Annotated in this window: 21 protein-coding genes and 1 riboswitch; of the genes, 12 read left to right on the top strand and 9 right to left on the bottom strand. The window is 55.5% G+C overall.

From position 1 onward, the window contains the following. Positions 1-52 precede the first annotated feature (52 nt). The 5 genes from preA to GGE09_RS03830 all read right to left on the bottom strand — a co-directional run bounded on the left by preA (position 53) and on the right by GGE09_RS03830 (position 5,802). Positions 53-1,357: an NAD-dependent dihydropyrimidine dehydrogenase subunit PreA gene (gene preA / locus GGE09_RS03850; RefSeq protein WP_309744039.1), complete on the bottom strand. Its 1,305-nt coding sequence runs from the start codon at positions 1,355-1,357 to the stop codon at positions 53-55. A 2-nt stretch (positions 1,358-1,359) separates the two neighbouring features. Further along, complete coding sequence (locus GGE09_RS03845) at positions 1,360-2,700, bottom strand: NAD(P)-dependent oxidoreductase (protein ID WP_309744037.1); 1,341 nt, start codon at positions 2,698-2,700, stop codon at positions 1,360-1,362. 156 nt (positions 2,701-2,856) lie between these two features. Continuing rightward, on the bottom strand, positions 2,857-4,065 hold the full coding sequence (locus GGE09_RS03840; RefSeq protein WP_309744035.1) for an endonuclease/exonuclease/phosphatase family protein: 1,209 nt from the start codon (positions 4,063-4,065) through the stop codon (positions 2,857-2,859). After that, positions 4,065-5,045, bottom strand: a complete 981-nt coding sequence (locus GGE09_RS03835; RefSeq protein ID WP_309744033.1) for a threonine/serine dehydratase — start codon at positions 5,043-5,045, stop codon at positions 4,065-4,067. The genes GGE09_RS03840 and GGE09_RS03835 overlap by 1 nt, the downstream gene beginning before the upstream one ends. A 67-nt stretch (positions 5,046-5,112) precedes the next feature. Next, positions 5,113-5,802 (bottom strand): haloacid dehalogenase type II, encoded by a 690-nt coding sequence (locus GGE09_RS03830; RefSeq protein WP_309744031.1) that lies wholly within the window; start codon positions 5,800-5,802, stop codon positions 5,113-5,115. A gap of 115 nt (positions 5,803-5,917) precedes the next feature. Here GGE09_RS03830 and GGE09_RS03825 point away from each other — a divergent pair, with 115 nt between their 5' ends. Continuing rightward, entirely contained in the window at positions 5,918-6,319 is a 402-nt protein-coding gene (locus tag GGE09_RS03825) for a VOC family protein (RefSeq protein WP_309744029.1), read from the top strand. 30 nt (positions 6,320-6,349) lie between these two features. Here the strand turns inward: GGE09_RS03825 and GGE09_RS03820 are convergent, their stop codons facing one another. From GGE09_RS03820 to fabA, 3 genes are read right to left on the bottom strand one after another with little or no spacing between them, the layout of a single operon-like run. Continuing rightward, positions 6,350-7,138 (bottom strand): enoyl-ACP reductase, encoded by a 789-nt coding sequence (locus GGE09_RS03820; RefSeq protein WP_309744027.1) that lies wholly within the window; start codon positions 7,136-7,138, stop codon positions 6,350-6,352. Positions 7,139-7,154: 16 nt separating this feature from the next. Beyond that, complete coding sequence (fabB, locus tag GGE09_RS03815; protein ID WP_309744025.1) at positions 7,155-8,384, bottom strand: beta-ketoacyl-ACP synthase I; 1,230 nt, start codon at positions 8,382-8,384, stop codon at positions 7,155-7,157. A gap of 39 nt (positions 8,385-8,423) precedes the next feature. Then, positions 8,424-8,930: a bifunctional 3-hydroxydecanoyl-ACP dehydratase/trans-2-decenoyl-ACP isomerase gene (fabA, locus tag GGE09_RS03810; RefSeq protein WP_309744023.1), complete on the bottom strand. Its 507-nt coding sequence runs from the start codon at positions 8,928-8,930 to the stop codon at positions 8,424-8,426. Positions 8,931-9,183: 253 nt separating this feature from the next. Here fabA and irr point away from each other — a divergent pair, with 253 nt between their 5' ends. Beyond that, the gene (irr, locus tag GGE09_RS03805) at positions 9,184-9,609 is read left to right on the top strand and encodes a Fur family transcriptional regulator Irr (RefSeq protein WP_309744829.1); all 426 of its coding nucleotides are present in this window, start codon (positions 9,184-9,186) and stop codon (positions 9,607-9,609) included. 139 nt (positions 9,610-9,748) lie between these two features. On the opposite strand, the gene GGE09_RS03800 is transcribed toward irr, so the two are convergent. After that, positions 9,749-10,609, bottom strand: a complete 861-nt coding sequence (locus GGE09_RS03800) for a hypothetical protein (RefSeq protein ID WP_309744021.1) — start codon at positions 10,607-10,609, stop codon at positions 9,749-9,751. 264 nt (positions 10,610-10,873) lie between these two features. Here GGE09_RS03800 and GGE09_RS03795 point away from each other — a divergent pair, with 264 nt between their 5' ends. The 10 genes from GGE09_RS03795 (at position 10,874) to trmB (ending at position 19,969) form a co-directional block, all read left to right on the top strand. Continuing rightward, on the top strand, positions 10,874-11,281 hold the full coding sequence (locus tag GGE09_RS03795) for a MucR family transcriptional regulator (protein ID WP_309744019.1): 408 nt from the start codon (positions 10,874-10,876) through the stop codon (positions 11,279-11,281). Between the two features lie 83 nt (positions 11,282-11,364). Beyond that, positions 11,365-12,684: a tRNA (N6-isopentenyl adenosine(37)-C2)-methylthiotransferase MiaB gene (gene miaB, locus GGE09_RS03790; RefSeq protein ID WP_309744017.1), complete on the top strand. Its 1,320-nt coding sequence runs from the start codon at positions 11,365-11,367 to the stop codon at positions 12,682-12,684. Between the two features lie 204 nt (positions 12,685-12,888). Then, entirely contained in the window at positions 12,889-13,452 is a 564-nt protein-coding gene (locus tag GGE09_RS03785; RefSeq protein ID WP_405048523.1) for an OmpA family protein, read from the top strand. A gap of 14 nt (positions 13,453-13,466) precedes the next feature. Then, positions 13,467-13,754: a hypothetical protein gene (locus GGE09_RS03780; protein WP_309744016.1), complete on the top strand. Its 288-nt coding sequence runs from the start codon at positions 13,467-13,469 to the stop codon at positions 13,752-13,754. A gap of 151 nt (positions 13,755-13,905) precedes the next feature. After that, positions 13,906-14,925 carry a PhoH family protein gene (locus GGE09_RS03775; RefSeq protein WP_309744014.1) on the top strand — a complete coding sequence of 340 codons (1,020 nt, stop codon included), beginning with the start codon at positions 13,906-13,908 and terminating at the stop codon, positions 14,923-14,925. Between the two features lie 2 nt (positions 14,926-14,927). After that, positions 14,928-15,434 (top strand): rRNA maturation RNase YbeY, encoded by a 507-nt coding sequence (ybeY, locus tag GGE09_RS03770; RefSeq protein WP_309744012.1) that lies wholly within the window; start codon positions 14,928-14,930, stop codon positions 15,432-15,434. Between the two features lie 40 nt (positions 15,435-15,474). Further along, positions 15,475-16,365: a hemolysin family protein gene (locus tag GGE09_RS03765; RefSeq protein ID WP_309744010.1), complete on the top strand. Its 891-nt coding sequence runs from the start codon at positions 15,475-15,477 to the stop codon at positions 16,363-16,365. Next, positions 16,295-17,842, top strand: a complete 1,548-nt coding sequence (gene lnt / locus GGE09_RS03760) for an apolipoprotein N-acyltransferase (protein ID WP_309744008.1) — start codon at positions 16,295-16,297, stop codon at positions 17,840-17,842. Before GGE09_RS03765 ends, lnt begins: the two co-directional genes overlap by 71 nt. A 97-nt stretch (positions 17,843-17,939) precedes the next feature. Continuing rightward, a riboswitch (SAM-SAH riboswitch) is annotated at positions 17,940-17,989 on the top strand. A gap of 4 nt (positions 17,990-17,993) precedes the next feature. Then, complete coding sequence (gene metK / locus GGE09_RS03755) at positions 17,994-19,160, top strand: methionine adenosyltransferase (RefSeq protein WP_309744006.1); 1,167 nt, start codon at positions 17,994-17,996, stop codon at positions 19,158-19,160. A 95-nt stretch (positions 19,161-19,255) separates the two neighbouring features. Next, the gene (gene trmB / locus GGE09_RS03750) at positions 19,256-19,969 is read left to right on the top strand and encodes a tRNA (guanosine(46)-N7)-methyltransferase TrmB (RefSeq protein ID WP_309744004.1); all 714 of its coding nucleotides are present in this window, start codon (positions 19,256-19,258) and stop codon (positions 19,967-19,969) included. Positions 19,970-19,985 lie beyond the last annotated feature (16 nt).

Here is a 19,985-nt window from a genome sequence, read left to right as displayed (position 1 = left end):
AAAGCAGGACGCCTAAACGCCCTGCCTTCAATGTTCCAAAAATACTCGGTCCTTATTCGGCAGCAACCGCGCTCGGGTTGTTGGGATGGGTGGTCCAATCCGCAAAATCCGCCTCAACCACTTTGCCCGTGCGTTCGTCCATCATGCCCGGCTGCAGGGTTTCCATGGTGATGCAGCCTTCAACAGGGCACACATTCACACACAGATTGCAGGCCACGCATTCGTCGTCTTGCACTTCAAACACACGATCCGCAGACATAGAGATCGCCTGATGGGAGGTATCTTCGCACGCCGCAAAACAGCGCCCGCATTTGATGCAATCATCCTGACTGATCCGCGCTTTGGTGATGTGGTTCAGGTTCAGATTCTGCCAGTCGGTGACATTTGGAACAGCCCGCCCCACAACATCATCAATGCTTGCGTGGCCTTTTTCATCCATCCACTGGCCCAGACCCGAAATCATTTCCTGCACCACCTTGAACCCGTAGGTCATCGCTGCTGTGCAAACCTGCACATTGCCACAGCCCAGCGACATAAACTCTGCCGCATCACGCCAAGTGGTGATGCCGCCAATACCCGACATGGGCAAACCCGCCGTTTCAGGGCTGCGCGCTATTTCCGCAACCATATTCATGGCAATCGGCTTTACCGCAGGGCCGCAATAGCCGCCGTGGGATCCTTTGCCATCAATGGACGGCTCGGGTGAAAAGTTGTCCAGATTGACGCTGGTGATTGAATTGATCGTGTTAATCAGGCTAACCGCATCCGCCCCGCCCCGTTTGGCGGCTTGGGCTGGATAACGCACATCAGTGATATTTGGCGTCAGCTTCACAATAACGGGCATCCGCGTGTATTGTTTGCACCAGCGTGTGACCATTTCGATGTATTCAGGAACCTGCCCGACCGCCGCGCCCATACCCCGTTCGGCCATGCCGTGGGGACACCCGAAGTTCAGCTCGATCCCGTCCGCACCGGTTTCTTCGACCACAGGCAGGATTGCTTTCCATGCGTCTTCTTCGCAGGGCACCATCAGGGACACGATCAGCGCGCGATCCGGATAGTCTTTCTTAACCGATTTGATTTCGCGCAGGTTTTGTTGCAACGGGCGGTCGGTGATCAACTCGATGTTGTTCAGGCCCAGCAAGCGCCGGTCCGCCCCGAAAATCGCCCCGTACCGAGGACCGTTTACGTTGACCACAGGCGGGCCTTCTTCGCCCAAAGTTTTCCAGACCACGCCGCCCCAGCCTGCTTCAAAGGCGCGGCGTACGTTGTATTCCTTGTCTGTTGGCGGGGCCGAGGCCAGCCAGAAGGGGTTCGGGGATTTAATGCCAATGAAATTGCTTCTGAGATCAGCCATAATTACGCTCCCTTACCCGTAAGATTTGCATGAATATCCATCGCCGCATCACGGCCTTCGGCCACGGCCGTGACGGTCAGGTCATCGCCGCCGCTGGCACAATCGCCACCCGCCCAGATGCCCGCAACTGATGTGCGGCCCGCATCGGTGACCAGAATTTTACCCCGTTCAACCGTTAAGCCAGCCTCTAGTGTCAGCGTCTGGCCGATGGCTTTAAACACCTGATCCGCCGCGATCTGAAAGGTCTCTCCCGTGGGTGTCAATTCACCGCCTGCGCTGGTGGTGCGGGCGAATTCGACGCCTGTCACCTTGCCGTTGCCCAGAACCTTGACGGGCTGGGCGTTAAATTCAATCCGCACCCCGTGGCTGGTGGCCAGAACTTGTTCAAACTCAGACGCCCCCATGGCTGATTTATCCCGCCGATAAGCGACAGTCACATCCTGTGCCCCCAGCATTTTGGATTGCACAGCCGCGTCGATTGCGGTCATGCCGCCGCCGATCACCACCACACGGCGCCCAACAGGCAGTGCGGTCAGATCATCGGACTGGCGCAATTCTGCTATGAAATCTACCGCATCGCGCACGCCGTCTTTGTCTTCGCCATCTGCACGCAGCGCATTTACGCCACCCAGACCAACCCCAAGGAAAACCGCATCGTGACGGCCTTGCAGATATTCCAGCGTCAGGTTTTCACCCAGCTTTTGATCGTATTTCACGTCGATGCCGCCGATTTCCAGCAGCCAGTCCACCTCGGCCTGCGCAAATCCGTCTACGGATTTATAGGCGGCAATGCCGTATTCGTTCAGACCGCCACCTTTGGGACGCGCATCATAGATTTCAACCTCATTGCCCAACATCGCCAGACGGTGTGCTGCGGCCAAGCCTGCTGGCCCTGCCCCCACAACTGCTACGGATTTTCCGGTGGATGCAGCACGGGTGAAGGGATGTTTGCCCTGGGCCATCAATTTATCAGTGGCGTAGCGTTGCAACTGGCCGATCAGGACAGGCTTGCCCTCGGCTACTTCGCGCACGCAGACTTCTTCGCACAGTGTTTCAGTCGGGCAGACCCTTGCGCACATGCCGCCCAGAATATTCTGGTCAAAGATCGTTTGCGCCGCGGATTCCGCCGTGCCGGTTGCGATCTGGCGGATAAATAACGGAATGTCGATGGATGTGGGACAGGCCGTCTGACACGGCGCATCATAGCAGAAATAGCATCTGTCTGCGGCCACCAATGCCTCGTGATCATCCAGCGGCGGATGTAAATCGCTGAAGTTGTCGGCCAAAGCATCCGCGCTGACGCGGCCTGCCACAATGCCATCCGTATTCGGAGAGTTTCCCATGCCTAGTCCCTGTTAAAACCTCGGTAGGATTAAACTCTTGCACAGGTCTTTTTATTTATCAATTGGTAAATTTTTTACAATACGCACAAAAAACGGGCAATCCTCAAGGGGTTGCCCGTTTCGTAACACCCTCAAAAGAGCGGGAATTTCCGGATGTCACCCGTTCAAACGCATATGCGCCATGATCTGCCCGTGATCAGAGGCCAGCTTGTTATAGGGCGCTTCGGCGTGACTGCCATCGGTCAGGTGATCGTTGAACACGGAAAAATATTCCATGTTTCCAATTGCATCCGCGTTGTCAGGATTGAAATGGCGGGACATCAGGATCTGGTCAATGCTTTCAAACACCCCGCCAAAAGCCGATGTATAAACCATATCACGCAGGGATTTGCGCACGAACAGTTTTTCCGCGCTGGTCAGACGCACTGCTTCAATCGACTCGGTTATTTGAATATTTTCTGCATCCGTATACCGTTCGCTGCGGTTCTGCGCATCGTGGCGGCGCATCCATGAATAATTCTTGAATGGCCGTTCACCCGTGACCACAGCAGAAGACACCGCATGATCGCCGTCATTGAAATCGCCCAGCACGAACACCGGATTATCAGCTTGCAGTTCCGCCACAATCATTTCGCGCAGGACTGCAGCCTCGGCCGTGCGGCGCAGCATAGAGCGCAACTCGCCAATAGCGCGGCCAACAGGGTCATAAGACAGCAGATTCGCCTCAGGCGCGAAGGGCGCACCTTCGGGGCGGATAAATTCCCCCAGCTTGGATTTCAGGTGGCAATTGAACACAGTCACCACCCTACCATTAATCGGAATCCGCGCCTTGATGATCGGTCGGGACAGACGGGTCAGGGTAAAGCTGCCCGCATCGCCGCCGCCGATATGAGGAAATTCGATAACCAGAGGCACCGGTAAATCCTGCACCACTTGGGGGATGTCGTCAAAACCAAACCGCGACAACATGGCCAGCCCAGGGCGGCGGTTGCCTGCTTCGCCATCAAAAAGATTGGGGGCGAAAAACAGGCTTTCGTTGCTATACTCTTCGTAGCGCAGCTTTTTGAAGATAGCTTTGCGGTGATAGCGTTTGTCTTTGCTCGGGATCACATCGGCATTGATCGCCGCGCCCCGCCTGTTGGTTTCATCTACCACATCTTGCAGCGCGGGGCGTTCAAAGATTTCCTGAAACCCGACAATATCCGCATTCATGGTCAGCAGTTGATCCGCCAACCAATCCTCTTTCCAAGCGTATTCTTCGGGGGTGTAGCTTTCAAAACGGTAATATTCCTGATCCGGCCCGATCAAGTTTTTCACGTTGAAACTGGCAATTGTGAAATCATTGTTCGGGTCAGGATAGGGCATTAGATGTCTCCGAATTTGTCCAAAGCCATTTCAAACACAGCTTTGTCTACATTGCCACCTGTGGCCACTGCAATCACGGCATCGCCGTCAATCTGATCGCCGTGGAACAGTGCCGCGGCAAGGCCGGCCGCGCCACCTGGTTCCAGAACGATTCTCAGGCGGTGAAAGGCCAGTGCCATTGCATGCAGGCATTCGTCCTCGGTTACCACCATGCCCGGCCCTGCCAGACGGTTGAGGATCGGAAAGGTCAACAGACCCGGCGTCGGCGTGATAATCGCATCGCACAAAGATCCCGACAGACGTTTATTCACCACCGGACGCCCCGCGCGCAGGGAATGGGCGTAGTCATCAAAATCTTGCGGTTCACAGGTGCGCACCCGCAGCAGTTCGGCATATTCCTTTAGGGCCAGTGCGATGCCAGCCGCCAAACCGCCGCCGCCTGTGGGGACCAGAACCTCGGCATCTTTGACGCGCAGGTCTTTGGCCTGAAAGACGATTTCGATGCCTGTAGTGCCCTGGCCTGCGATAACTTCGGGGTCATCAAAGGGTTTAACCAGCGCCAAACCACGGTTTGCATTCACTTTTTCAGCGACTTCATCGCGGTCTTCGGTTGCACGATCATAGAGCACAACCTTTGCGCCCAATGCTTTGGTGTTGTCAATTTTGATCTGTGGCGCATCAGATGGCATGATAATCACGGCAGAGGTCTTGTGCATATGCGCTGCCAGCGCCACCCCCTGCGCGTGGTTGCCCGACGAAAACGCGATCACCCCGTTTTTGCGCACCTCTTTGGGCATGGCCGAAATCGCCGACCACGCCCCGCGAAATTTGAACGATCCGGTGTGTTGCAGACATTCCGCTTTCACCAGAACCTTACGCCCCGCAATTTCATCCAGAAACGGAGAGGTCAGCATCGGCGTGCGTCGCGCATGGCCTTTAAGACGTTTTTCGGCAGCTTTCAGCATTTGGATCGTAGACATGGGTGTTCCGTTCTTGGACTGGGAGTGTTTGGCCCTTTCTAAGCGGGATAGCCGCCGTTTGAAACGCCTAGTTTTGCGCTGCGATTTCCGGGATGGATGTCAGGTCTGACAGGGTTTGTTGCGGTGTCCAAGGCAAGCGATCCATCGGCTCGCCTGCGCGGTTGACCCAAGCGGTGTAAAACCCGTAGCCTGTGGCACAGCCCGCGTCCCAGCCATTTGACGACACAAATAGAACCTGATCCGGCGCGGTCGAAAACCGCTTTCCCACCAGATCATAGACCGACTTGTGAGGCTTGAACACGCCCACGGATTCAACCGACAGAACGTCATCCAGCAAATCACCAATCCCAGCAGATTGCACGGCCCCGTCCAGCATCTTGGGCGACCCGTTTGACAGGATCGCCGTGTTGATCCCTGCGTCTTTGAGCTGTTTTAACATGGTTGGAACTTCGGGATAGGCGGCCAGTTCCCAATACAGCTGCAAGAGCCTTGCACGCAATTCTGCGTCACCTTGCAGACCGTTATTTTCCAGCGCCCAGTCCAACCCGTTCTGGGTTACATCCCAGAAATCCCCATGAGCATCGGCCACAGCCCGCAGCCATGAATACTGCAATTGTTTAAGCCGCCAGTCCGTAGCCAGCTTTTGCCAACAGGCCGCAAGGGCATCACGCCCCGCTTCACCCGCAGCCGTGCGGGCGGCGGCGGATACGTCAAACAGGGTGCCATAGGCGTCGAAAACGGCGGTGGTAATGGGCATAGAAGTCTCCTTTTGCCAACACTGGCATTTTGAACCGCTGGGGGGAAACGGTTTTTGGCAAACTGAAGGGCTTGTGATAAACTGCCCCCACATCCCCACCAAACAGGAGGACACCATGGCACAAGACGCCGCAAAAAATCACCACGGAACCATTGTCTGGTCAGAATTACATCTGCGCGATATGGCCGCCCAACAGGCGTTTTATTCCGCTGTGGCGGGATGGAGCTTTGACACGATGCCCTTGGCCAACGGATCAGGTGACTATGTGGTAGCAAAACAGAACGGGCGCCCGATCGCAGGATTTCTGGACATGGGGATGATGCCCCATCTAGACGGCGTGCCCACCCATTGGTTGACCTATATCGGGGTGGCAGATGTAGATGATGCTGTCAGCGCAGCCGTTGCAGCAGGAGGCACATTGCACCGCCCGGTGTTTGACATCCCCGATGTGGGACGCGTGGCAGTGATCACGGATGCAGGGGGCGCGAAACTCGCCTTGATGACACAAGCATCTTAAGCCCCCGGCAACGCTAGGGGCTTAGAGTATTTATAGGTTTTCAGGCTGGGCCATGCCGATTGCGTGGTAGCCGCCATCAACAAAAATAATTTCACCCGTGGTGAATGCGCCTGCGTCTGACGCCAGATAGACTGCGGTGCCGCCCACAGCCTCTAGTGTTGCATTGGAACGCAAAGGCGCATTTGCCTCGGTGGCGCGATAGGTTTTGCGCGCACCGCCGATGGCTGCCCCTGCAAGGGTGCGCATCGGACCCGGGGAAATGGCGTTGACGCGAATTCCCTCGGGGCCAAGATCATTGGCAAGATACCGCACAGCGCTTTCAAGGGCGGCTTTGGCCACGCCCATGACGTTGTAGTTGGGCATCACACTTGTTGCGCCCTGAAACGTCAGCGTCAGGATTGTGCCGCCATCGCGCATCAACGGGGCAGCGCGTTTGCTAAGATCAATCAGCGAGAAACAGGAAATATCCATCGAATTGGCGAAATTCGCGCGGGTTGTGTTGATGAAACGTCCCGTTAACTCATCCTTATCGGAATAAGCCACCGCGTGGACCAGAAAATCGAACGTGCCCCATTTTTCCTTCAACGTGGCGAACAGGGCATCAAGCGATGCCTCATCCGTCACATCTGCTTGCACCACCAGATCAGACCCGACAGATTCTGCCAGCGGAATCACGCGGCGGCCCAGATTTTCTGCCTGATAGGTGAAGGCCAGCTCGGCACCAGCATCGGCTGCTGCTTTAGCAATGCCCCAAGCGATAGATTTTTCATTGGCGACCCCGATAACGAGACCGCGCTTTCCTTGTAATTGGCCGCTCATGCTCTCTCCTAGAGTATCAGTTTTTGAACTTGCTCAGTAGAATAGAGCCGTTGGTGCCGCCGAACCCGAAAGAGTTGGTCATAACAGTATCAAGCCCCGCGTTTTCCACCAGTTTAGTGGCGATTTCATCGGGGTTGATGGCGGGATCAAGGTTCACCACGTTGATCGACGGCGTGATGAAATCATGTTCCAGCATCAGCAGACAAAAGATCGCCTCCATCGCGCCGGTTGCGCCTTGGGCGTGGCCGGTCATGGATTTGGTCGAGCTGATCGGCGGGGTGCTGCCTTCGCCAAAGACACGGCGCACGGCTTCGACCTCACCCACGTCTCCGACAGGCGTGGATGTGCCATGAGCGTTGATGTAGCTGACTTTGCGTCCTTCTGGCAGGGTGCTGACAGCCAGACGCATTGCCCGCTCTCCGCCTTCGCCGGATGGTGCAACCATGTCATGACCGTCGGAGGTTGCGCCAAAGCCTGTGACTTCGGCATAGATTTTGGCACCGCGCGCAATGGCGTGATCCATGTCTTCTAACACAACGATGCCGCCGCCGCCGCCAATTACAAACCCGTCGCGATCCGCGTCAAATGCGCGGGAGGCCAGTTCTGGGGTGTCGTTGTATTTCGACGACATGGCGCCCATGGCGTCAAACAGACAGGACAGGGTCCAGTCCAGTTCTTCGCCGCCGCCCGCAAACATGATGTCTTGTTTGCCCATCATTATCTGTTCGGATGCAGAGCCGATGCAATGCAAGGATGTGGAACAGGCCGATGTGATCGAATAGTTGATCCCTTTGATTTTAAAGGCTGTTGCAAGGTTCGCTGAAACGGTCGATCCCATGCATTTTGGCACAGCAAAGGGGCCAATCCGCTTGGGCGCACCTTTTTCCAGTACGGTCTGGTGCGCGGCAAACATTGCCGAGGTGGACGGGCCGCCCGAGCCAGCAATCAGCCCAGTACGGATATTAGAAATGGCATCTTCATCCAGCCCCGCATCGGCAATCGCCTGCTGCATGGCGATATGGGCATAGGCAGAACCCGGCCCCATAAAGCGCAGGGCGCGTTTGTCGATGTGTTCGGCCACATCAATATCCACTTTGCCGTGAACTTGGCTGCGAAAGCCCCGTTCTGTGTATTCTGGTGCGGCAACGATACCCGATTTGCCCGCTTTCAGCGAGGCCGTAACCTCTGCTGCGCTGTTCCCGATTGAGGAAACGATTCCCAGCCCTGTGACAACTACCCGACGCATGGTGCTCTCCTATTCACTATATTCGTGTGTGTTGGCAAATCAGGCGTCTGACAAGCCAACTTTCATGTCTGTAACGGTATATATAGGGTCGCCATCGGCAAAAACCTTGCCATTTGCAACGCCGACTTTGATTTTCCGGTCAATGACCCGTGTGAAATCAACATGATAGGTCAGCATTTTGCGGTCGGGCTTGACCATGCCTGTTAGTTTTACTTCGCCCACGCCCAGCGCCATACCGCGCCCCAGCATGCCGCGCCAGCCAAGGTTGAACCCCGTCAGCTGCCACAGGCCATCAAGGCCCAAACAGCCCGGCATGATCGGATTGCCTGGAAAATGGCAGTCAAAGAACCACAGGTCCGGCTTGATGTCGAATTCCGCAACCACATGGCCCTTGCCATGTTCGCCACCATCCGCCGAGATTTCGGTGATCCGGTCCATCATCAGCATTGGCGGCAAGGGCAACTGGGCGTTGCCGGGTCCAAACATTTCTCCGCGTGCGCATTGCAGCAGATCTTCGTATCCAAAGCTGGTGGGTCTATCTGTCATAAAGGGCCGGTCTCCGATGGTTTTTCAGTGTCGTATAAGTGCTATTATCATTGAGGCCTTGGGGCTGGCAATAGGCCAAGCGCCCTGTAAATGCGGTGTATTCCACCCGTTCAAAAACGGCGATTTGCTTTTGCGTTTGAATTGGCAGGCATTTCAGGGCATAATCCCCTGAAATCCACGGATTTATCCAGAGGCAGGTATGCAAGACACATTCCCAACCGACATGGGCCCAACCGACATGGGCCCGACAGACATGACCCCAAGCGACACAGGCGAAAGCCTTGGCCGCAAGTGGCTGTTGAGCGCGGACGTGCGGCCCACCAAACAACGGTTGGCCCTTGCGGAGCTGTTGGTCGGCGACGGGCGCAACCGCCACGTCACCGCAGAAAGCCTGTATGGTTCTGCGGGCGATCACGGCGCACAAGTGTCTTTGGCCACGGTCTATAACACATTACGTGCCTTTTGTGATGCAGGCCTGATGAACGAGGTCACAGTTGACGGGCATCGGTCCTATTTTGACACCCGTGTAGATGAACATCCCCATTACTATTGGGAAGACACGGGCACATTGACGGACGCCCCCAAGGCGGCAGTGGCTTTCGCCAAAGAGCCAGAGGCCCCTGTTGGCACCACGATTTCCCGCGTGGATGTTGTGATCCGTCTGTCGAAGAACGGGTAAATACCGCAGATTTTTCGAAAAGTGACTGACTTGCCCGCTTCAGTACGGGCGGGGGTGTCGGGATTTGGATATTTGGACCAAAAAGAGGTTGGATGTCAGGCTGGAGTTTTGGGGACTGGCTGATTTAAACCACTTCTCTTTAAAACCACTGGCCGGGTTCCATCAGGCCGAGATCCATCAGCTGTTGGGAATTCCAATGGAACCTCTCTGACTTGGCCCAAGCAAAGCTTTCCACATCAAAGGTCGATCCGGGGTTGGATTTCAAGTATTTCGCGGTGCGAAACGAGCAAATGGCGATGGTTACGGAATGGTGCCACGGGCACTGATAGGTGTTGTACTCTTCCACATTGAACATCTGGTCTTCGTCCAGTTGCAGCCCGCTTTGCGCCTGAAACAGCGCGACACGGTCGATGCGCCGCTTTGTCCAAGGAAGATGTTCCTCAAACCGCCATTTCAAGCCGCCATAGATCGACAATTGCCGATCCATCACGCCGCCGTCTTTCCAACGGGTCAGTGCGTAATAGCCGGATGAATCCAGATGGGCGTTTTCAAGGGAATAGCCGTAAGGGTTATTATCCAGATCAGCCGCATAAAGGTCGATCACATAGGTAAAGGCCGAGTTGCGACGTTCTTCGGTGATGAATGTGATCAGTTCCGACACCGAACGGTTTTCACAAAATGGAAAGTGCAAATATTCGCCATTGTAGCAATAATAAAGCCAGCGCCCCGGCAGCGCGGCAATGGCTTTGTTCACTACCGCGGTCAGGCTGTCCTGATTAAACGGGTCCTTCACAATATGGTGACATAGATCTACGCAATCCGTCGGCAAAACAACGTCGTCACGAGCCAGCAGCAGGATATTTTCGAACCCGATCCGCGCGTGATGGCGCAGGGTTGATCCGAGGCCGATTTCATCCTCTGCAAACACCAACGCCACGGGGCCTTTGGGTAAAGATCCCCCTTGTTTTTTAAGGAATGCGTCCAGAGAGGGTGCTTTCATGGGATGCCTTGAATACTGCGATGACCCGAGCCTGCAATCTGCGCAAGCTGTGTTATTTTTCAGTTAAAATGGCGGAAATAAGCCGAAATCACAAGGCTCCCAATTCGGGGGGGGACAAACTCAGTAAATCGTGATGATTTTCAGAGCAACTTCTTGTTGTGTTGCCTTGAAACCGCCCGTTAATCGCGTAATTAAAGACAATAGCGACATTGCGGGAGGGGGTAATGGGGCTGGATGGGCCTAAAGTTCTGTAAGGGGAATGAAATGAAGCTGAATGCTGACCGGATGGATTCGGATATGATGCATCACACAACACAAATTGTGGCTGCCTATGTGCAGGGCAATAAGGTTGCTGTTGAACAAATCGCCACGGTGATGGACGTGGTACATGAAAAAATTACACAAATTTATCAGGAACGGGTTGGCCATGCCAATGATACCATGCCTGCTGTACCTGTTGAAGATAGCATCACCCCCGACCACATCATCTGTCTGGAAGATGGCAAAGCCTTCAAAATGTTGAAAAAACATCTGAAAACAAAATATGACCTGTCGCCCGAAGAATACCGCGCCAAATGGGGGCTGCCGATGGATTATCCGATGGTGGCGCCGAACTATGCGGTAAAACGTCAGGAACTGGCCAAAGCTAGCGGTTTGGGCCGCAACAGGTAACCCGCAGCCGTTGATGATTTGAACAATTGGGTGTAGAGCCTTCGTTTTGACGGGGCCTGCGCCCTTTTTCATGTGGTGTTAAGATGTCCGAACCGAAAAAACTGTTTGTCAAAACCTATGGCTGTCAGATGAATGTCTATGACAGCGAACGGATGGTGACCGCCCTTGGCGGGCAGGGCTATGTGGAAACAGATACGCCCGAAGGCGCGGATATGATCCTGCTGAACACCTGCCACATCCGCGAAAAAGCTGCAGAGAAGATTTATTCCGAACTGGGGCGCTACAAGCCGTTCAAACTGGCCAATCCAGATCTGAAAATCGGCGTTGCAGGCTGTGTCGCACAGGCCGAAGGCGAAGAAATCATCCGCCGCCAGCCTATGGTCGATCTGGTGGTCGGGCCGCAAGCCTATCACCGCCTGCCCGAAATGGAGGCCAAGATCGGTCAGGTCAAAGCACAGGTGGACACTGAATTCCCGACCGAAGACAAATTCGATCACCTGCCCCGTGGCCCCAAAGCGCGCCGTGCGCCCTCGGCCTTTTTGACCGTACAAGAAGGCTGCGACAAGTTTTGCGCCTTTTGTGTGGTGCCTTACACGCGGGGGGCCGAAGTTTCCCGCTCGGTCGCGCAAATTCTGGCTGAAGCCCGTGATCTGGTGGAACGGGGTGTGGTTGAAATCAATCTGCTGGGGCAGAATGTGAACGCCTATCATGGCACCCATCAGGGCAGCGAATGGGGATTGGCGCAGCTGATCCACGAGCTGGCCAAGATCGACGAGTTGAAACGCATCCGCTTTACCACCAGCCATCCCAACGACATGGCCGACGATCTGATTGACGCCCATGGCACCTGCGAAAAGCTGATGCCCTACCTGCACTTGCCTGTGCAAGCGGGCAGCGACAAGGTGCTAAAGGCGATGAACCGCAAACACACGGCGGCTGAATATCTGGCGTTGATTGAACGGATTCGCGCCGCACGGCCCGATATTGCATTGTCTGGCGATTTTATCGTCGGCTTCCCCGGTGAAACCGAAGAAGACTTTCAGGCCACTTTGGATTTATGCAAACAAGTGCGCTACGGGCAGGCCTATTCCTTTAAATATTCGCCACGTCCTGGAACCCCTGCGGCGGATCGCGCCCATGTGGATGAAGCCGAAAAAACCGATCGTCTGGCGCGGCTGCAAGCGTTGCTAAGCCAGCATCAGGCGGAATTCCAACAGTCTATGGTGGGAAAAACCCTGCCGGTTCTGCTGGAAAAACCAGGGCGAAACCCCGGCCAGATGATTGGAAAATCAGAGTTTTTGCACGCCGTTCATATGGACGCTCGCCCCGATCAGGTTGGCCAGATTGTGCAGGCAAAGGTGCTTTGGTCTGAAAGAAACTCGTTAGCGGCAGAACTGGCTTAACGTTCGAAAACCGATCATTTTGCACATTACGGAACCAATGCTGCGGTTGATCCCGAGCATTGTTTCCAAAACTAGACCTAGTGGTTGCAATTTTTACCTTCACAATTTGTAGAAATTTGATACCTTTACACTCAGGCGGGAGAGTTGCGGCATTTTTTACGCAATCTGGGCTTTTGTATTAGATGGAAGTGAAGGGAAATTGCAGTGTTTAACCGATCTGTAAAATTAGTAATTGCAGCAATCGGGTGTCTTGTGTTTGCGGGGGCGGCCATTGCCGACCAAACTGTGGTTCGCAAATCCACCCAAGCCACCGGAGAACGATACGTACCAGGCGTCTGGGTTGATCCGGACGGTTGCGAACATTGGGTCATGGATGATGGCGCCGAAGGTTACATGACGCCACACGTCACACGGGACGGTATCCCTGTTTGTCGTCGGGGTAACCCTTGTGCCGTGATGAACACCGACCAATTGTTCGCCGTAGACAAATATGCAATCAGCACCGCAGGCCGCAACCGGCTGGCGGAATTCTTTAACACGGCAAACGCAACAGCATTTATTATCGACGGTCACACAGACAGCGATGCAAGCGATGCTTACAACATGCGTCTGTCCGAAAATCGCGCCCGTGCGGTGGCCAAAGTGGCTGCACAAGTTGGCAAACGGGCACAGGTCCGCTGGTATGGCGAACGGGTTCCGGTTGCATCCAACAGTTCCGCTGCGGGTAAAAAACAAAACCGCCGCGTTGAAATCACCTGCGTGCGCTGAGGAAGGTTAGGATTATGACGATCAAAATAAGCATGATGATCCTTGGTGCCGCAGTGGCCATCGCTGGCTGTTCGGACAAGATCGACAAAACGGTGGACCGTGGCTTTGACTCCCACCCTATCAGCAAGCTGAATGCAGGCATCTGGGTTGATCCAACAGGTTGCGACCAGTGGATCATCGACGATGGCGTCGAGGGCTACCTGTCCGCACGACTGGACAAATACGGCAAACCGGTGTGTTCGGGCATCGCGCCACCAAACACAGCCGTGGGTGACTTTAAAAAGGGCAGCGACCCGATTTAAAGGCGCTGTTACAGAACTGTTAAAAGGCCGACCGCTGCGTCGGCCTTTTTGTTTGGATTTTTAGCTGAAAACCGGAATTGGCTCTTGCGGCGGCGGGTGGGTTTTTGCACGATGGGCGCAATTGGTTCACTCTGTGCCCTAGGAGAATTCTTTGGCGACAAGCGCCCCGACCCAGCCGGAAGTTTCGGCCGGAGACCCCGAAAACAGTCTGATTTTCCCTGACAATCGCCTGCTGATTGATCTGTGCGGCGAATTTGACAAAAACCTAACCCATATAGAATCAGCCCTTGGCGTGCAGATCGTACGACGCGGAAACGAGCTGGCGGTGCTTGGCAAAGCTGATGCAGTCGCTCGCTCCCGCGAAGCTTTGCAAACGCTTTATCACCGGCTTGAAACGGGCCGAGAGGTGGAACCGGGTGATATTGACGCCTCTATCCGCTTGGGCCGTTCCGAACAGGACACTGGTGCCCGTTCGGGGGACCAAAAAGAAATGTTCCCCGGGGGTGACTTTGAAATCCGCACCCGCAAAAAGACCGTTGAACCGCGCACAGTGACCCAGCGCGCCTATGTCCAAAGTCTGTTCAAAAACGAACTGGTCTTTGGTCTGGGCCCCGCAGGGACGGGCAAGACCTATCTGGCTGTTGCCGCAGGTGTGTCCATGTTCATCGAGGGCCATGTAGATCGCATCCTGCTCAGCCGTCCGGCTGTTGAAGCAGGGGAACGGCTCGGCTTTTTACCCGGCGACATGAAAGACAAAGTCGATCCCTACATGCAGCCGCTTTATGATGCTCTGAACGATTTTCTGCCGGCCAAACAGGTGGCCAAACTGATCGAGGAAAAGCGGATAGAGATCGCGCCCTTGGCCTTTATGCGCGGGCGCACCCTTTCAAATTCCTTTGTTGTGCTGGATGAAGCCCAGAACGCCACCACCATGCAGATGAAAATGTTCCTGACCCGAATGGGCGAAGGCAGCCACATGGCGATCACCGGCGACACCAGCCAGATCGACTTGCCGCGCGGCGTGCCCAGTGGTCTGGTTGAAGCGGAAAAAGTGCTTAAAGGCGTCAAGGGCGTGGGCATGACCCACTTTAAGGTCGAAGACGTGGTGCGGCACCCGATGGTTGCACGGATCATTAAAGCCTATGACAAACACACGAAATCCGACCGCTGAACATGCCATCCTCTATTGATGTGCTGATCGAAGATGCGCGCTGGGATACGGTAAAACTGACCCCGCTGTGCAACCGTGCCTTTGGCGCAGTCTTTGCTGCACGCGGGATTTCAGGCAAAGGTTATGAAGTGTCCGTGCTGGCCTGCGACGATGCCCGCATTGCCGAGTTGAACGCCGAATTCCGCGACAAGCCGACCCCGACAAATGTGCTGTCATGGCCAGCTTTCGAACTGGCCCCGCTGAATGCGGGCGACGACCCTGCCCCGCCGCCCGATGTTCTGGCCAATCCGATGGACACGGAACTGGGTGATATTGCTGTGTCTTATGACACCTGCCTGCGCGAAGCCGAGGCAGGCAAAATCGCCTTTGAAGACCACCTGACACATCTATTGGCGCATTCCTGCCTGCATTTGCTGGGGTTCGACCATGAAACCGATGCAGATGCAGCACGAATGGAAGGTTTAGAGACAAAGATACTTGCATCTTTGGGCATTGCCGACCCATATTAACCCCGCGTCGCATTTAGGGCGCATTTTTCGGATAGGAGCCATGGGCGACACAATAGACGGATCTTCTGGGGCAGCGCATGGCGCGCAGTCCGACGAACAGGACCCGATAGACGGGCAGGATCAGGACCAGACAGGCGGTTTTTTCAAACGCCTTTTTTCAGGGGCCAAGGCCCAAGACCTTATCGAAACACCAGAAACCATGGAGCAGTCAAATCTGCCCACAGGTGATCTGCGCAATCTGCAATTCATGCGACTCGAAGATGTCGCGGTGCCGCGTGCGGATATCACTTCGGTGTCACAAGACATCGAACTGGCAGACTTGGTTGCTGTGTTCAAAGACAGCGGCTATTCCCGTTTGCCTGTCTACAAAGACCAGTTGGATAACCCCGTGGGGTTCATCCACCTGAAAGATTTCGCGCTGGAATACGGGTTTAACGGAAACAGCTCCGAATTCTCGATCAAGCCGATGCTGCGCACCTTGCTGTTCGCGCCGCCTTCCATGGCGATCGGGGTTCTGTTGCAAAAAATGCAGGCTGACCGGATTCACATGGCTTTGGTGATTGATGAATATGGCGGCGTCGACGGGTTGCTGACCATCGAAGACCTTGTGGAAACCGTCTTGGGGGAAATCGTCGACGAACACGACACCGAAGAAGACGCCATGTGGGTTGAAGAAAAACCCGGCGTGTTTCTGGCCCAGTCCCGCGCATCTTTGACCGAATTTGAAACCATGTTGAACATGGGGGCTCTTGCCGACACCGACGCTGAAGAGGTCGACACGCTTGGCGGCTTGGTCTTTATGATGATCGGGCGGGTTCCGGCCAAAGGTGAAATCATCCCCCACCCCAGCGGCATAGAATTTGAAATCGTCGATGCCGATCCGCGCCGCATCAAGCGGTTGCGTATCACCCGCGACCCTGCGGGTGGCTGATCGCCTGACAGTTTGGCAAACCCGCGCGCTGATCCTGTGTGCGGGCCTGTTGCTCGCCCTTGGACAGGCGCCGTTTTCCTTTCCAATAGGTGTGGTGCTTGGCTTGCCGATTTTGGGCGGTTTGTTGCGGCGCGTGCCCGACATGCGCGCCGGATTCATGCTGGGCTGGCTGGCGGGTTCGGCCTATTTCGCAGGTTCCATGTTCTGGATCGTCGAGCCGTTTTTTGTTGAACCCGAAGTCTATGGCTGGATGGCACCTTTCGCGCTGATTTTCCTGTCTGTGGGGCTGGCCCTGTTCTGGGCCGTCGGCTTTGGCTGGGCCGCGCGCTATCGCGGACAGATGCGGCTGGTGGCGCTTGTCGCAACACTAACGCTGGCGGAATTTGCGCGCGCCCATGTGTTTACTGGTTTTCCGTGGGGCTTGCTTGGCTATGTCTGGTCCGCCACGCCGGTGTTTCAACTGCTGGCTTGGATCGGACCGCACGGGCTGGGAATGGTGACGGTTGCCATTGGCGTGCTGCCCCTGATCGCCCCGAACCGCTGGCTAAAAGGTGGTATTCTAGTGGCTGCTCTGGCTATGGTCTGGAGCGTTGGTACACTGCGCCTGCCCGATACGCCTGTACCGCTGCGCGATGTGACCCTGCGTCTGGTGCAGCCCAATGCCCCCCAACGGCTGAAATGGCACCCCGATTACGTGGCAAGTTTTTTTCAGCGCGGTCTGTCCCTGTCAGCGGGGTATGACACCCCTGTAGACGTGGTGATATGGCCCGAAACGGCCTTGCCTTTCGCTTACGGAGAACATCCGCGCGGTATGGAAATGCTCCACAATGCTGTGGGAAATGCCCAATTTATCGGCGGTATTCAACGGCCTGATGATTTAAAACTGTTTAACACCCTGATGCATCTGGACAGCGCGGGCAATATTGCAGCCACCTATGACAAACACCATCTGGTGCCATTTGGCGAATATGTGCCGCTGGCCCATCTGGCCGCAAAGATCGGGATTTACGGAATGGCCGCGAAAGACGGAACCGGGTTTGCCGCTGGTCCAGGGCCACGGATCATCAGCGTCCCCGGCCTGCCGCCCTATCTGCCGATGATCTGCTATGAAGCAATCTTCCCAGGTCTGGCACAGGTCAAAGGCGCGCGCCCCGACTGGCTGCTGCACATCACCAATGACGCATGGTTTGGCAATTTTTCAGGGCCTTATCAGCACCTTGTCCAATCCCGCGCCCGCGCTATCGAACAAGGTCTACCGCTGGCCCGCGCAGCAAACACAGGTGTATCTGCGATGATTGATCCATATGGGCAGATCTTGCAGGCCCTGCCCTTGAACACCGACGGCTTTGCCGATGTGCGCCTACCCGAGCCTCTGGCTGCAACGCTTTACAGCAAATATGGTGAACTGCCTTGGATTATTCTGGCGCTGTTGTTGGTGGGCAGTGCCGCAGTGGCCCGCCGCCGCACAAGTGCTTGATCAGGCTGCTTTCGCCCGGCCAGTCTCCACCGTGTCCGTTCCGAACGCTCTATTAGGGATTGACCTCCTCCGGCTACCCCCATAGACCAAATCGGAAACACTGTCACAACGGCTTCCTGGCGTGGCAATTACGTATAAACTGGAGCACTTCATGACCCGTAATAACTATCTTTTCACTTCGGAATCCGTTTCCGAAGGCCACCCCGATAAAATTTGTGACCGTATTTCAGATGCTATTCTTGATGCACTGCTCAGCGAAGAAGACATGGCCCGCGTGGCCTGTGAAACATTTGCCACCACCAACCGCGTTGTCATTGGTGGCGAAATCGGCCTTTCCTCAAAAGAGAAACTGGCAGGCGTTATGAACAACGTTGACGGTATCGTTCGGGATTGCGTCAAACAAATCGGATATGAACAGGACGGCTTTCACTGGGAAACTGTTGAAATCGAAAACCTGCTGCACGAACAATCTGCCCATATCGCCCAAGGCGTCGACAAAGACGGCGCTGGCGATCAGGGGATCATGTTCGGCTATGCCTGTTCGGAAACCCCCGAACTGATGCCCGCCCCGATCCATTACAGCCACGCCATCCTGCGCGATCTGGCCGAGGCCCGTCACGCAGGGATCGTCCCCCAGCTTGGCCCTGATGCAAAATCGCAGTTGTCCGTGAAATATGTCGATGGCAAACCCGTTGGCGTGACGTCAATTGTTTTGTCCACGCAGCATCTGGATGACAAAATGTCATCCCAAGATGTGCGTGATGTGGTTGAGCCCTACATCCGCAAAACCCTGCCCGAGGGTTGGATTTCTGCTGATACCGAATGGCATGTGAACCCGACTGGCAAATTTGTCATCGGCGGGCCGGACGGGGATGCAGGTCTGACAGGACGCAAGATCATTGTGGATACTTACGGCGGTGCAGCCCCCCACGGTGGCGGTGCGTTTTCTGGTAAAGACCCGACCAAAGTAGACCGTTCCGCAGCCTATGCGGCCCGCTATCTGGCGAAAAACGTTGTCGCTGCTGGCATGGCCAAACGCTGCACAATCCAGCTGTCTTATGCCATTGGTGTTGCCAAACCACTGTCGATCTATTGCGATACCCACGGCACCGGCGAAGTGGACGAAGCTGCCATCGAAAAAGCTGTGGCACAGGCAATGGATCTGACCCCGCGCGGCATTATCGAACATCTGCAACTGCGCCGCCCGATCTATCAGCGCACGGCGGCCTATGGTCACTTTGGCCGTGAAGCCACGGCTGATGGCGGATTTAGCTGGGAACGCACCGATCTGGCCGACGCGTTGAAACGCGCGGTTTGATCCAAGCTGTTTGAAACTGTGACGGCGGGGCAGCCCCCGCCCCACGAACAAGGCTTCGGATTGCATCTGAAGCCTTTTTGTTTTAGGGCCACGCCATGAGAGAAAAACACGTATCCGGCGCCCCGTGGCGCAACTTTTATGGGCGCATCAAGGGCAAGGGCTTGCACCAGTCCCATGAACGCTATCTGGCCGAGGATCTGGAGGGGTTGGCCCCGAAAGGCGTGAGCTGGGAAGAAAACCCCGACCGCACACCGCTGGATTTGAATGCGCTGTTCGGCGGGAAACCTGTCTGGCTGGAAGTGGGTTTTGGCGGCGGGGAACATGTGGTGCATCAGGCCGTTAACAATCCCGATGTGGGGATTATCGGCTGTGAACCTTACATCAACGGCGTGGCCACACTGCTGGGCAAGATCCGCAAGGCGGGTGTGACCAATCTGGCGGTACACCCCGGGGATGCACGCGATATGATGGATGTGCTGCCCGAAGGGTCTATTGACCGCGCGTTTTTGCTCTACCCTGATCCCTGGCCTAAATCCCGCCACCACCGTCGGCGTTTTGTGACGCCAGAGCATCTGGATCCACTGGCGAAATGTCTGAAATCCGGTGCGATCTTTCGGGTCGCCACCGATATTCCCGATTACGTGCGTCAAACGCTGGAACAGGTTCTTGCGCGGGATGATTTTGAATGGCTGGCCGAAGGCCCGAACGACTGGCGCGAACCATGGGCTGACTGGCTTTCGACGCGCTATGAACAAAAGGCGCTACGTGAAGGGCGCACGCCCCATTACATGACGTTTCGCAAGCTGTAAGCGTCAGGCTTTTCAG

This window comes from Roseobacter sp. N2S (assembly GCF_031454055.1).
In the GTDB taxonomy this organism is placed as follows: domain Bacteria; phylum Pseudomonadota; class Alphaproteobacteria; order Rhodobacterales; family Rhodobacteraceae; genus Amylibacter.
Note: the sequence above shows the minus strand (reverse complement) of the source record. Positions and strands in the feature narration are given on the sequence as shown.